A 13,673-nucleotide genomic window follows, 5' to 3' on the forward strand; every position below is an offset into this window, starting at 1 on the left:
CGCCGATTTCAACACGGCCGCTTCGAATTTCACCCGCCCTTCCGCGGGCACAGACCAGGCCTGATTGACCACCACCTGCGCGTGCCGATAGCTGATCTCGCCCGCCGCCAGCGCCGCCCGGGTCGCCGGGAGTTCCTGGGCCAGGGCCCGGCTCTCGGCGACCAGGTTCTCCGCGGTGCGCTGCGGCACCCGGATCGTGCAGGCCAGCTCGCTCGAGAACTCCCGTTCGGCGACCTCACGTGCGTCTCGCCGCGCACCCGGCACCCGGGCATTGTGGTGGGCGATGGCCTGCCCGAATCGGCGGGCATCCTCGACCCGTTCCGCCCGCCGGGCGAAGGCCACGGCGATGTCCCGCTCGGCCTCCGCGATCGCGTCGAAATGCCGGCCCATGGCCTCTCGCTCTTCGAACACTGACGGCTTCATGAGGACCACGCTAGAGGCGGCCACCGACACTCCCCCGGCATCCGTGCACACTGTGGATAACCTGATCAAACAGGCATTGTGGAGGAGTGAATCCGCGCCGGGACCGGCTACTTTTTCAGGGAGGCGGAGGGGAAGTCCGCCCAGGAACGGAAGAACCGCGCCTCGGTCGCTGCGGCACCGGTCTGTTCCACGGCGTGCAGCCGCCCATAGGTGAACGCGTTCTCGCTGTGCAGGAATGCGGCCATGCCGAGGTTGAGTAGCACGCCGCGGGCGACGACGCTGTCCTGGTGGTCGCCGAGCGTGTCCTGCACCTGACGTGCGGCGGCCACCAGCCGCGTGGCGCGGCGGCGACGCAGCGGGGCGGCCGTCTCGGCCGCGTACCGCAGCCGCTTGGCCCGCTTCCGCGCCTCGTGCAACGCCGCGTCCCGGGCGGTACCGGCGGGGGTCAGTCGAGCGGTGCGCACGGATGCCCGCAGCCTCTTCCAATCGGCCCGGATCAGCGTGGGGATGACCCGGTCCGCGCGCTTAGCGGCGTCCGGGAGCAGCGGCGGTGACGCCAGCAGCGCGTCCAGGCTGTCGAGCAGCCGGAAGTACCGGTCGGAGTTCAGCGCCGCCAGGGCATCGCCCCGGGCGGCACGAATGACCGTGCCGAAGTGGCCGTCGACGCGCTGTACCACCGGTCCGGCCACGAGGTTCTCCGGCTCCTCGGCCAGCCGGTGCGCAAGGCGCTGCTGGATCACCTGCGCGTCCCTGGCCCCGCCGAGGACCCCGGCGATCCAGCGCAGTTCGACGCGCAGCGGCGCCGTGACATCGGTGTCCAAGAAGTCGCGGTAGGTGGCCAGGGCTGAGCGCAGGCGCCGGGTGGCCACCCGCATCCGGTGCACCGCCTCGACGTCGTTCTCACGCACCCGAGCATCCTGCGCGCTGATGGCTTCGACCTGTTCGTGCAGGTAGGCGAGCAGCACGGTTCGGGTCGAACTCTTGCGGGTCGGCCGGAACGAGACGGGCGCCCCGAGCACGGGGGCCCGGTCGCCCAGGGCCCGGGCGAGCTTGGACGGGCTCGTCGCCGGCTCGACGCCGACCGAAGACAACCGCTCCTGGGCTGCGTCCAACAGCGCCCTCGAGCCGTTGACGAGCTCGACTTCCCACTCGCGCCAGCTCTGCTGGAACGCATCTGCACCACCGGCCCCGGTGCCGAACCGCTCGGCCTCCACTTCGTCGTCACAGACCTCGGCGAGCACCCGCTCGTTCTTGCCGACCAGGAGGTGCACGACGCGGCGGGTGTGCAGGCGCACCACCGGCACCAGCACCCGTCCACGCAGGAAGACCCTGACCAGGTTGAGAATAGGCTCCGGGATTTGCGCCGGGTCGCTGCCCAGCGGCTCACGCATTTCGCGGCGCTCGTCGACGGACACGGGCAACTTGAGGTGCCAGCCGGCGTCGTCTCCCCCGGTGCGACGGCGCAGCGTCATCCGCCGGTTCGCGAGGGCAAGGTCGTCGGTGTCGTAGTACAGGGCGTCGAGGTCATGCTCGACCGGCGGCTCGACGTGGGTGACGCCCGGGAGGTCGTGCAGGGCGGGCAGCACGGTGGCCGCATTGACGTCGAATTTGCGCTCGATCTCGGCAAAGCCATCGGAAGTCATGATCAATTCTAGTGCGCCCACCGGGCCTTGATACCGGACTACCCGAACCGGCCGTTGACGTAATCGGCCGTGCGGCTGTCGATCGGGTTGCCAAACATCGCGTCGGTGGGCCCGTGCTCGACGATCCCGCCGGGAGCCCCCTGGGCAGCGAGGAAAAACGCGCAGTTCTGGGAGACCCGCTGTGCCTGCTGCATGTTGTGGGTCACGATGACGATGGTGACCTCGCGGGCCAGCTCGAGCATCGTCTCCTCAATGACGCGGGTTGAGGTGGGATCGAGGGCCGAGCATGGCTCGTCCATCAGGAGGATCCGCGGGGTGACGGCGAGGGAGCGGGCAATGCAGAGGCGCTGCTGCTGCCCGCCCGAAAGGCCACTGCCCGGGGCGCGCAGCCGGTCGCGCACCTCCTTCCACAGGCCGGCTTTGGTAAGGCAGCTCTCGACGAGGAAGTCCTTCTCGTCAACGGAGGCACGCCGCCCGGTGAGGGTCAGTCCGGCCACGACGTTGTCGTAGATCGACATTGCCGGGAACGGGTTGGGCTTCTGGAACACCATCCCGATGTGCTTGCGGGCGTCAACCAGCTTGCGTTCGGGGTCGTAGATGTCCTCGCCGTCGAGGAGCACCTCGCCGGCCAGGCTCGCCGAGGGCACCAGCTCGTGCATACGGTTCAGGATGCGCAGGAACGTCGATTTGCCGCAGCCGGAGGGGCCGATCAGCGAGGTGATGATTCCGGCGGGCATGGTGAGGCTGACCCGGTCGAGCACCTGGCGTTCGCCGAACCAGGCCGACACATTTCGGCCCTCCAGAGTGGCCAACGGGCCAGGATCCCGCACGGCCGAAGGGCCGGAAGCGTTCAGGGACAGGTCCTTGCCCGCCGGGCGTTTACGCCACGGCACGGACAGGCGACTCGTCCCGGTCGGCGCGGCGTCGGTGGCGGAGCGGGCCGGCGGGCGCAGCCGGCCGTCCCGCTGCCGTGGCGATGTCGGTAGCGGCAGCACCTGCGTGCGGTCATCATTGGTCAGTTCCTCGTTCATGGACTCCATCTTTTCTACAGCAGGTTCGGAAGCAGGCGCACCACCTGGTCGGCCACGAACAGGCCGCCCACGGTGACGACGGGAAGGAAAACCGTCCAGGTCTTGCGGAGGCCGACACGTCGGTAGGCCCACACTGCGGCGAGCTCGACCAGCAGCAGGAACTGCAGGGCGAACACCAGCGCCCAGACCGTTTCGGTGTCGGTGGCGAGCTCCCGGTCGACGGCAGGCAGGGTCACAAACGTGGTCGCTCGCGTGCCGGCGGGTTTCGTCTCCGACACGAGCTCAGCATCCACCCGGGCGATCCCGCTCGGCACAAACGCCGGGCCGCGAGCCGTCTCAAGGACGAGGCGGCTCTTTCCCGCGCCGAGCGGAGCCGGCATCGGGTCGCCCGCATACCGAACGCCGAGCACGGAGAATTTCTGACGGCCCTGGCCGGTGATCACCGTGAACTGCTGCCCCGGTCGCAACTCCTGCAACCGGGCGAAAGGTCCGCCATAGGCGGCTGCGCGGCCCATGATGACGCTGTAGCCCGCCTGGCCCGGCAGTACGGTATCGCGGCGGTGGCCCGGTCCCGCCCGCAGGGTGCCGGAGTCGGTTCCTTCGACGACCACCTCGTGCACCCCGATCGCGGGGATGTCGATCAGCGCCACCGGGGCTCCCGCCGCCAGCAGAACCCGGTCCACGGTACCCTCACTGACCGGCGCCGTGCCCTGCGCGAGTTCGGCCCGCAGGGAGTTCGTCAGCTGCTGCTGGGACACGAAGTGCTGCACCTGCCCGAAAATCGTGAGGTGGGCGAGAAAGCCGAAGATGAGCACGGCAACGATCGTGAGCGCGGTGCGAACGGCCTGGTCTCGGACGCTCAACACCACGGGTGCGCGTGGAGGCAGGGGCATCCGCCGCGGCGGCGTTGGCAGCTTCAGCCGCCGGGGGGCTGTGGTGATCGTCACGATGTGACGGTCCCGTATCCGGGTACGAGTCCGGGCAGCGGTCGTTCCAGCCGGCGCAGCCGAAGCAACTGGCGCACCGCCAGAACGAGGGCGGCCAGGAGCACGAGCACCGCCAGGAGGAACCACGGCAGCAGGAGCGTGAACGAGTCGCGGGTCGAGGGCCACAGGGCCGTGCCGTCAATGTCCGCGGGCGGAGTCATCGTCACATGGCCGCGATAGAAGGTCCACTGGCCGACGCTTTTAAAGTTCGCCGTCACGGTGCGCGTCTCCCCCGGTGCGAGGTTCGCGACCTCGACCTTGTCGAGAGTCTTGATGGGCTGGTTGATCGCGTTGTCGAGCCGGAACTGCACGCTCGAGGTGATCGGGGAAGTGCTGACGTTCTTCATCGTGAACTCCAGGGCCAGGTCCCCGCCGCCCGGCCCGATCGTCGGTTCGGTGAGCACGGTGAGCCCGCTGACGTAGAGGAAGTCGTGGCTGTTGCTCGCGTGCGAATCCGTGGCCGCTTGGGCGCTTGCCGGAAATACGGCCAGCCAAGCCAGCCCGAGGAACAAGGACATTGCAGTCAGGGTCACGGCCGGTAGGCGGCGGGCGGCAGCGGATGTGAGCACAGTCAAGTTAGTCCATTCGAGGTTTCGGAGTGCTGAACGCGAGGCGAACGAAGGGGAAACGCTCCCGTCCCCGCTCGTCTCCCGTGCCGGAAGGCCACGGGACGACATTCGTTCCCGTGGCCTTCCGTGGTACGGAGTGCGGTTTACTTCTTTACGCGGCGGAAACGACGCGCGATGATCACGCCGGCTCCGGCCGCCAGGGCGAGCATGGCCGAGACCAGGAACGGCAGGGTGTTGGCCGTTCCGGTCGACGCGAGCCCCTTGTCAGCATGGTTCGTCGTTGATCCAAGGCGATCCGACGAGCCAGACGTCAGGGTCCCCGACGAGCCAGGCGTGAAGCTGTCCGAGGAGCCTGACGTCACTCCCGGCGTCGGCGTCGCAGTCGGCTTCGGCGTCGCAGTCGGCGTCGGCGTCGCTATCGGCGTCGCAGTCGGCGTCGCAGTCGGCGTCGCAGTCGGCGTCGCAGTCGGCGTCGCAGTCGGCGTCGCAGTGGGCGTCGGCGTCGGAGCCGCCACAGCGGCCTGCGGCAGGAACGTGAAGGCGCCGGTGACCGGAACGACGCTGATCGAACGGAAGAAAGCGGCTGTCACTGCGACACCGTCAAACTTCGTGCAGGCGAGACCGAGGCTGTAGTTACCACCGGCGGCCCTGGCCGCGCCCTGGGAGTTGTTGATGAGTGAGAGCGGTGTGAGGAAGGGGTTCAGCACGTTCTTCGTGGCCCCATTGAACCCGAGGCCCGCATAGGCCTTCCAAGTGAGGACAGTCGTCTCGGTGCCGGGGGCGGCGAGGAAGGCGAACACGTTCGTGCTGTCGGCCGGGCAAGTGAACTCGCCATTGATGTCGCCCTGAGTGGACGAACCGATGAGCTCGTCATCCCATGCCCAGACGTGACCATCCGGCACCTGCGCCGCGTTCGTGTCATACATGTAAACGGGAGCGGCAGAACCATTGATCTGCGGCGCGGCGTTCGCCGCGGACGAGGCCCCGGCAACCAGGGCGAGGGAAACGACGCCGGCGGCGGCGTAACGCGTCTTCTTATTGAGCTTCATGTAGTTACAGGTCCTGTTCTTGGAACGTAGGTCACTTGGAGATGCGAACGGCGGTGGTGGTGGAGGGAGCCAGGATGCCGAACTTCTTCTTCAGCGAACCGGCCTTGGCGGCGAAAGTCGTCTGGGAGTTGGTCAGGCTCTGGCCCTTCGTCGGATCGAGCACTGCGGCCAGGGTCGAGTCGTACGCGGCGTTCGACGGGTCGACTCGTGCGTACTGCACGACGAGGTACGTGTCGCGTCCCCACAGGGAGTCGGCGTAGTACGGCGCATTGGGAACCATGGAGGTACCCGTTCCCGTGACGGGGGTGGCCCCGGCGACAAGCGAGCCCAAAACCGTGGTGTCCTTTTTCTTGGGGAAGCTCGCCCCGGTGTTCATGGCGACCCAGCGAGACACCGACATGGGCATGACGGCGTTCAGGCCGAGGTTGGAGGCGTCATGCTCCTGACCCACGGTGACGCAGGAGCCCAGCGTCGAGTCCGTGACGCCGATCTTGGCCATGAAGTCCTTGCGGGTTCCGGAGCCGGCCTGCGGGATGACGGGCGTGACCGTGACACCGCCCAGAGTGGTGACGCTGCAGGTGTACAGGCTCTTCATGGTCGCAGTGTCGATGGTGTTGATGCCGGCCGCCGTCGAACCGCTGTCGTACGCGTAGGCGATCGCGTCTCGACCGAAGGGCACCTGAATCAGGCTGCCTGCCGGATCGACAGTGCCTGATCCGGACGAACGCGCGATGTCGACCTGGCCCGTGATGACGACGCCCGCGGGCCCGCCGACGGTTCCGGAGGTGTACGGGGCGCCGTCAATGGAACGGAGCAGGGCCGTGCGGCCGTCCCCCGAGCCATTCGGCCGGCCGAAACGCACGCCGGAGGTTTTCGCCGTGATGTAGGGGGTTCCGGTCGCGTCGAAGGAGCCGATGGTGTTCCCATTGGCCGTCGTCCGAACGGACGCTCCCGAGAGGGAGGAACCGTTGACCAGGGCGCTGACAACGTCCTCGAGGGTGTCGGAACCGACAATGGAGTAGCTGTTGGAGACGGGCTCGGCGTTGGCCGGGGTCGCGATGACAAGACCGGAGATGGCCACGCCGACAGTCGCGCAGAGCGCAATCATCTTCTTGGTGTTCACTGGGGTGCCTTTCGGGTGTGGTGCAGGAGACGAACCCGGGCGGGTCCCTCTTTCTCGGCGCTTCGCTTCGAGGCGGAAGCCCCGTGTGAACCGTCAAGTCGGGCGCGCATCAGGATCGTCTCCGAACGCGCGAAATCAGGGGGACGCCGCCGGCGGCGAGCAGGCCGGAGAGCAGCCCGGCCGGGACCGCCGCGCGCACCAGCCCGACGACCGGGTCCGCGGGCGTCGGCCTTGCCACCAGGGGGCCGGTGACGGTGCCCGCGGCGTCCGTGGCGCCCGCGCCAGCCGGGTCGACCGCGGCGTCGGCCATCACCAGTGCGCCCTCGGCCTGGGACGCGGCCGTTCCGTCGCTTGACGGGGTCGGGATGTAGGCGTCCGGGGCGGTCTCCGGCACGGTCGTTGGGACGATCGTGCTGCTGCCCTGCTCGATCACGGTCGCGGCGGCGAGCGCCTGGGCCACCCAGCTCTTGGGGAGCGGGGTGTAGCCGTGCGGCAGCTGCCCGATCTCCGTGCCGGGTATCTGGCCGGCCCCGACCGCGTACCGGATCAGGTTGGCGTAGATCGCCCGCTGAGCGGCATCCGTCTGCAGCGGATTCAGAGCGGCATAGACCGGCATCGTCATCGGGTACGCCGTAGCCGCGGCCTTGGCGCTCGGGTTCGCCGGGTCATATTCGAGCACCTTGGGGTTGGCGCTGGTGGGGACCATCGCCGCGGAGGCCGCGAGCATGGAGTCCGCCGTCGGCGCCACGAAGCTGCCCGCGGAGTTCTGCAGTGACGCCGTCACCGTCTGGTACCGTGCGGCCGCGGCCGCGGTGGTGACGCTCAGCACGCGCTGGTTGCCCACCAGGCTTCGCACGCTCTTGCCGAACTTCGGCGGAACGCTTGTGGGGTTCCAGTCCCCGAGCTCCAGCCCGTCGCCGCGCAGGGTGAGATACGCGCCGTTCTCGAAGTCACTGGTGTAGGGGCGCCAGGTGACGAGGTTCACCGCCGTTGTGCCGGCGCCGACAGCGGCGGCGGGCCGCTCCATCGGATCAGCCTTTGGAAAATTCGTGCGCGGAAGGGCCAGGACCGTCCCCGACGGGTTGATGGTGGCGTCGGTGGATGACCAGGGGTTGACTTTCATCCCCCACTCGTCCGGCGTTCCGTTGAGGAATTCGACGGCAGACGGGTCGGAGAGAACGTACCGCCACAGTTGCTCGGCCTCGTCGGATCGTCCGGAAGGGAGGAGCATGTCTCCCAGGGACGGCCCGGTCAGGTCCTGGTACCTCCATTCCTCGTCGTTGACCGCCAGGAAATCGGGGTCGACCGTGAGGTTGCGCGCGTTCGAGCCCGGGTGTGCGGAGTCGGTGTAGCCGAAGAATTTGAGGGAGTCCGATGTGGTCGGCGCTCCGGAAGGCAGGGAGTCCAGATACGAGTTCGTGAGGAGCTTCGCGATCAGGCGCGGGGTCAGGTTCAGTGACGTGAATGCCTCGGTGTTCCGGTCCTTGTATTCCTGAGGAACTTCGCCCACCGGTTTCACGCGGCGGTCGATGGAGAACGAAACCGCGACGCCGCTGAGGGCTATCGGCGCATAGGCGACCGGATCCGTCCCAGCGGTTTGCAGCGGACGCGAAGTGAGGGCCAGCGGGCTCGGCGCCGTCAGGCTTGCCGCGGCCAACGCCTCTTCCTCGTTGCCGGTGCTGAGCACGAACGAGGAGCCGGAGGCACCGGCGCACAGGTTGGGCTGCCACGACCCGATCGCCGCGGCGACGAGTTCGCTCCCGGAGAGCTGCTTCTCGGCCGAGCCGATGGAGCAGCGTTGGCCGATGGGCTTGAAATCAAGCTTGACGGCCACGCTGTGCTTCCAGGAATCCCACAGCAGCCCGGACTTGGTGATGTAGGACTCCCCCGCGTCGTTTTTTCCGCGCGGGATGACCACGAGCCAGCACGATTTGCCGGCGACGGCGCCGTTCGCGGCCGTCACGGGCATACCGCAGCCGAGGCCCGGAGATTGCATGGCGGTCTGCACCTCGAATTTCACGGAGCCGTCGCCACTGTCGCTCGAGCCCGCCCAAGGCACCTCATTCGTCGTGTACTGGGTGTAGAACTCATTGGTGGCCAGGTCCACGCCTGACACGCCGGCGGGCAGGGGCACCCCGGTCGCGGACGGCGATCCATTGGCGTTCTGCACCAGGCCGGTCAGGGGGTCCACGATGTAATGCGTGAGGACGTTGGCCGAGTCCGCGAACACCGAGGCGATGGACCCGCCCGTTGATGCGCGGTAGGGAATGGCGGTGAAGGCGGGAACCGTGAATCCGTTGGCCGGGGACGTGTACTGCGCGTCCTGCGTGGCCACGTTCTCCTGGCTCACGGCGTTGTCGCGGGTGGACGCGACCTTGCCGGGGAATCCTCCGTATTGACACGTCGTGCGATCCGGACGGCTGGAATCCGTCGGGTCGTCTCCCCAGCACTGCGCAATCTGGAGAAAGTCCTCCCCTCCGGAGCTCCCATCTGGTCGCACGGATTTCTTTCCTCCGCTCCAGTTCACGACGATGCCCTGGGAAACGAGATCCTTGGTCTGGGAGACGGTGACCTTGAGATCAGGGAAGGGCGCGGTTGCCAGATCGGGGTCGAAGCCCCTCGACGCGACCGTGACAGCGGTCGATGCGTCAGCGGATGCCGCGGAGGGGGCGAGGGAGCCTAGCGCGGCGACACCGACGCCCACCATCAGGCCGACCACGACTCCGCTGGCGCCGGCCCGTGCCCAGAGTGCGTTTTTCGGGCCGAACGTGAGCCGCTTCACTTGGTGCCGGCTTTCGCGCCGCGGGGCGTGAACCGGCGGGCGAGCACGGGCGGCAGCACAGCGGCGGCCAGCAGCAGGAGGCCGGCGAGCAGCATGACCGACTGCTGAGTGCCCCAGCCGGTCTCGGCCAGGGTGAACGGTGCGGCAACTGCGGTGCCGGCAACGCCGGTTGCAGCGGTGCCGACCGCTGACACGAGGGCGCCGTTCTCGTCGAACACGGGCGCGGCCGCATCGGCGAGGGCGACGGCTGCTATCGCCGTTCCTCCGGTCGCCGCCGCTGCAGTCTTCGCGGAGGCTGAGCCGGCCGCGCCACCACCCGTGCCGCTGCCCGACACGGCAGTGTCGGCCAACGCCCCGGCCGTGCCGGTGGTGCACTGGTTGGCCCCGACCTTGTCGCAGGCGGCTGGTTGGAGGGCGGTGGTGGCCAGCAGGTTGCTCGACGGAGAGTCGCCGGCATTGAACGTCGGGTTGTGGCACTTGTTGATGTCAACGCCGCTGACATCGGCGCCCGGGACTCGCTTGATCTGGTCGAAGCCGGCCAGCACGAGGTTCATCGGCAACGGGGAGTAGCCCAGGGCTGCGGCCTGCTGCTGTCCCTCGCAGAGCATGTAGTTGGCGAAGGCGCCCAGGGTCAAACCCTTCTTCGCGGTGAAGACGCCGCCGACCTCGGTGGGCACGATCATGTAGGAGTAACTCGAGAGCGGGTAGGTGCGAGGGTCGGCGTTGTTGTAAACGCCGTCCAGAATCTGGGTGAGGTAGGTCGGTCCGGGTGTGGTGTTGATGGCGGCTTTCAGGAGCGCCACAGCCACCGAGTTCGCCGTGGGTTCGACGTAGTAGCCGGCCGCGTTGAGCACCTTGGCGACCGGGAAACCGGAGTTCTTGGCATACGAGTACTCGACGTAGGTGATCGCGCCGTCTCCGTAGTCCTGACTCACGTAGCCGGCGACGCCGGAGGATCCGCTCTGTGCCTTGGCGCTGCCGAAGGTGGGGAACTGTGAAGTCAGGCCGCAGTCAGCGGAGCGCCCGACCTTGGTGCAGAACGTTTTCCAGAGGGCCGGGTGCTGTTTGGACATCCAGAGAGTGAATTGCGCCGTGGAGCCGGAACCGTCCGAGCGCACGACCGGGACGATTCCCTTGTCCGGCATGGCCAGCCCAGGGTTGTCGGTCGCGATGGCCGGGTCGTTCCACTTCGTGATGACCCCGGTGAAGATCTTGGTGATGACCTCGCCGCTGAGCCGTAGGTTGGTGACTCGTTTGCCGCCGATTTTCAGGTTGTACATGAAGGCGGTACCACCGGCCACGATGGGCATATAGGCGTACCCGCGAGCGGGCACCTCTGGGGCCGAACCGTCCTCCGGGGCGGTCTGGAACGGGATCTCGCTGACCGCGAAGTCCACGCTGCCCGCGACGAAGTCCCGGCGCCCCGCTGACGAACCGACACCGGAGTAGTTCACGGTCATCGCGTAGTTCGTGGCTACGTTCTTGCGCCACTGATCGAGAGCGTTCTGAGACCACGTCGAACCGGTGCCGGTGATCGGGTCATAGCTCAGGGCCTGCGCCGGCACCGTTGTGGAGACGCTTAGACCAACAACGAGCAGGGCGAATAGGGTTCGGATGGAACGAATCCGTCGGGTGTGCGGCGTCACGAGGACGTCTCCTTCGTGGTCAGGTCGGTGGGTGAACTGGTCGGGAGGGATTCTGGACGGGGACTCGGATCCCCGGCGGCGAGGTCATTCCGCACGTTCATCCGCTGCAGGTCGCGCCCGGAGGCCAACAGGACGCGCTGTTCGTGGCGTGGGGAAAGCTGGCCGGGACCCTTGCCTCCGACAACCCGGGCAAGGGCGAAGAGCGTGAGTACCAGCAGGATCAAGACGGCGGCCGTGCCGAACCCGCGGGCGATCATGGTGGGCTCGGGCGATTTGACGAAGTCGAAGACCTGCAGCGGGAGGGAGATCATCGGGCCGGCGAACGGGTTCAGGTTGGTCACCGCTGTGACGCCGGAGGTGAGCAGCACTGGACTGGTCTCGCCGATGCCGCGTGCGGTGCCCAGGATCACGGCCGTCGCCAGGCCTGGGCGCGCCGTGGGCAACACGACATGCCAGATCGTGGCCCAGCGGGTGGACCCCAGGGCGTAGGCGGCCTCCCGCAGGTTGCCGGCAACCAGGCGCAACACGATGTCCGAGGCGCGGATGACGATCGGGAGCATCATGACTGTGATGGCCATGGCCGCGGCGAAGCCTGACCTCTGGTGCGTGATCAGCACGATGATCGCCGAGTAGACGAACAGGCCGGCCACGATGGACGGCAGCGCGGTCATCGCATCCGAGATGGTGCGCACGAACCGCGCGAACCGGCCGCCGACCTCGTTCAGGAACAGTGCGGTCGTGATGCCGAGAGGAATGGTGATCGCCAGCGCCATCGAGATCTGCATCAGCGTGCCCAGGATCGCGTGCACGATGCCGCCCATGTCGAGGCCGTCGAGGGGTCCGGCCAGTTCCATGCTCTGGGTGAAGAAGTTGGGATGAGGCAGGGCTTCCTGCCCGCGCACCAAAGTGAACGCCACCACGAAGACCAGGGCGCCGAAGAGCAGCACGCCGGCGCTGGAGAGGAGCACGGACATCAGCCGGTCCTTGACCTCCTGTGCGTCGCTCGTGAAGCTCACGAGCAGGGCGTAGAAGCCCAGGAACGCCAGGTATGCCACGAGCACCCAGCCCACACCGCCGGAAAGCGGACTGACCCAGCCGAAGAGGAGCACCGCGACGGCGACCCCGGCGGCGGCGGCGCCGATAACGTTGAACCGATCGTCGAGCCGGGCGCCCCGCACCCGGCGACGCGGCCCGATCGGGGCGCCCTCCGGAGCCGGGATCGTCGTAGCGGGACGGCCGGACATCGCGTACGACCTGGTCGCGGCGGGCGTGATGGTCGTTGCCTGCGTGATTGTCATCAGTCGCTCTCTGCCCCGGAACGGGACCGCGCGACGATGGACGACGCGGTGAAGTTGATGATCAGGGTGATCAGGAAGAGCACGAGGCCTGCGGCCATGAGTGCCGAGAGGCCGAACGAACTCGACTCGCCGTACCGCAGCGCGATCAGGGCGGAGACGGAGTTGGTGCCGGTTTTGAGCACCTGCCAGTTGATCGTGAAAATGGGCGAGATGATCATGTACACGGCGATGGTTTCGCCGAGTGCGCGGCCGAGGCCGAGCATGGTGCCGCCGATGATGCCGCCGCGACCGAAGGGCAGCACGACGCTACGGATCATCCCCCAGCGGGTCGAGCCGAGCGCGAAGGCGGCCTCGCGCTCGCCGATCGGCGCCTGAGAGAAGGCCTCGCGCATGACCGACGTCTGGGTCGGAACCACCATCAAGCCGACCACGATGCCGGCGATGAAGGCCGAGGAGGTGAACGCGCTAGCCTCCGTGAGCGCGTGCCCACTGGCATCCGCGACCCGGAACAGCGGGATCCAACCGAAATACAGGGAGATCCAGGTTGCGACCGGGATCACGTTGGCCTGCAGGAAGAAGACACCCCAGAGGCCGAAGACGACGCTGGGCACGGCGGCCATCAGGTCGACCAGGGTGACCAGGGTGCTCTTCATAAGCCCTTGGGCGATCTCGGAGATTAGGAGCGCCGTTCCGAGCGCCAGCGGGACGGCAACGCACATGGCGATCACGGCGATCGTGATTGTGCCGAAGAGAACGGAAGCAATACCGAACTTCTTGGACTCAGGAGACCAGTCCTGTTCGAAGAGGAAGTTCACTCCGGCCACGCCGAGAGCGTCGGAGGCCCGGATCGACAGGAAGACGCCCACGGCCAGCATGATCGCCACGGTGATGCCGCCGGCGCTGAACGCCACCGAACGGAAGAGCGAGTCGGAACGGGAGGGACGTGAGACCAGGAGCCGGCGCGGTGAGGAGTCCGGGCTGGCCGGGTCCAGAACGGGCGCACCGGTATCGGGCGGCTCGTTCAGCGCGGCGACGAGGCTCGCAAGAGTCATTTTTGTCCTAGGGGAACTGGCTCGGGAAGGGCGGAAGTGCGCGGGAGTCACGCTTCCGAATCACATGCTTG

At 67.7% G+C, this 13,673-nt stretch carries 11 protein-coding genes; all 11 read right to left on the reverse strand.

The genetic code is table 11. The annotated features are described in order from the left end of the window. A partial coding sequence (locus E3T42_RS04945) for a DUF222 domain-containing protein (RefSeq protein ID WP_134402587.1) occupies positions 1-423 on the reverse strand: 423 nt, incomplete at its 3' end. A 107-nt stretch (positions 424-530) separates the two neighbouring features. After that, the gene (locus tag E3T42_RS04950; protein WP_134366605.1) at positions 531-2,066 is read right to left on the reverse strand and encodes a CYTH and CHAD domain-containing protein; all 1,536 of its coding nucleotides are present in this window, start codon (positions 2,064-2,066) and stop codon (positions 531-533) included. 38 nt (positions 2,067-2,104) lie between these two features. After that, the gene (locus E3T42_RS04955) at positions 2,105-2,878 is read right to left on the reverse strand and encodes a phosphate ABC transporter ATP-binding protein (protein WP_198416034.1); all 774 of its coding nucleotides are present in this window, start codon (positions 2,876-2,878) and stop codon (positions 2,105-2,107) included. A gap of 233 nt (positions 2,879-3,111) precedes the next feature. Further along, positions 3,112-4,044 carry a sortase gene (locus E3T42_RS04960; RefSeq protein ID WP_241975847.1) on the reverse strand — a complete coding sequence of 311 codons (933 nt, stop codon included), beginning with the start codon at positions 4,042-4,044 and terminating at the stop codon, positions 3,112-3,114. Then, entirely contained in the window at positions 4,041-4,601 is a 561-nt protein-coding gene (locus tag E3T42_RS04965) for a hypothetical protein (protein ID WP_134366604.1), read from the reverse strand. Before E3T42_RS04965 ends, E3T42_RS04960 begins: the two co-directional genes overlap by 4 nt. Before the next feature lie 194 nt (positions 4,602-4,795). Further along, positions 4,796-5,701 carry a hypothetical protein gene (locus E3T42_RS04970; protein ID WP_134402588.1) on the reverse strand — a complete coding sequence of 302 codons (906 nt, stop codon included), beginning with the start codon at positions 5,699-5,701 and terminating at the stop codon, positions 4,796-4,798. Between the two features lie 31 nt (positions 5,702-5,732). Beyond that, on the reverse strand, positions 5,733-6,824 hold the full coding sequence (locus E3T42_RS04975) for a hypothetical protein (protein ID WP_134366602.1): 1,092 nt from the start codon (positions 6,822-6,824) through the stop codon (positions 5,733-5,735). A 109-nt stretch (positions 6,825-6,933) separates the two neighbouring features. Next, positions 6,934-9,606 carry a hypothetical protein gene (locus E3T42_RS04980; protein WP_134402589.1) on the reverse strand — a complete coding sequence of 891 codons (2,673 nt, stop codon included), beginning with the start codon at positions 9,604-9,606 and terminating at the stop codon, positions 6,934-6,936. Next, positions 9,603-11,252 (reverse strand): phosphate ABC transporter substrate-binding protein PstS, encoded by a 1,650-nt coding sequence (gene pstS, locus E3T42_RS04985; RefSeq protein ID WP_241975848.1) that lies wholly within the window; start codon positions 11,250-11,252, stop codon positions 9,603-9,605. Before pstS ends, E3T42_RS04980 begins: the two co-directional genes overlap by 4 nt. Beyond that, positions 11,249-12,550, reverse strand: a complete 1,302-nt coding sequence (gene pstA / locus E3T42_RS04990) for a phosphate ABC transporter permease PstA (RefSeq protein ID WP_241975849.1) — start codon at positions 12,548-12,550, stop codon at positions 11,249-11,251. Before pstA ends, pstS begins: the two co-directional genes overlap by 4 nt. After that, complete coding sequence (gene pstC / locus E3T42_RS04995; protein WP_134367755.1) at positions 12,550-13,602, reverse strand: phosphate ABC transporter permease subunit PstC; 1,053 nt, start codon at positions 13,600-13,602, stop codon at positions 12,550-12,552. The genes pstA and pstC overlap by 1 nt, the downstream gene beginning before the upstream one ends. Positions 13,603-13,673: the final 71 nt, after the last annotated feature.

This window comes from Cryobacterium sp. TMT4-10, assembly GCF_004403275.1.
In the GTDB taxonomy this organism is placed as follows: Bacteria; Actinomycetota; Actinomycetes; order Actinomycetales; family Microbacteriaceae; genus Cryobacterium; species Cryobacterium shii.

Coding starts and splice junctions, on each gene's coding strand:
- pstA (WP_241975849.1), bottom strand. CDS start 12,550: ATGACAATCACGCAGGCAACGACCATCACGCCCGCCGCGACCAGGTCG.
- pstC (WP_134367755.1), bottom strand. CDS start 13,602: ATGACTCTTGCGAGCCTCGTCGCCGCGCTGAACGAGCCGCCCGATACC.
- E3T42_RS04950 (WP_134366605.1), bottom strand. CDS start 2,066: ATGACTTCCGATGGCTTTGCCGAGATCGAGCGCAAATTCGACGTCAAT.
- E3T42_RS04970 (WP_134402588.1), bottom strand. CDS start 5,701: ATGAAGCTCAATAAGAAGACGCGTTACGCCGCCGCCGGCGTCGTTTCC.
- E3T42_RS04965 (WP_134366604.1), bottom strand. CDS start 4,601: ATGTCCTTGTTCCTCGGGCTGGCTTGGCTGGCCGTATTTCCGGCAAGC.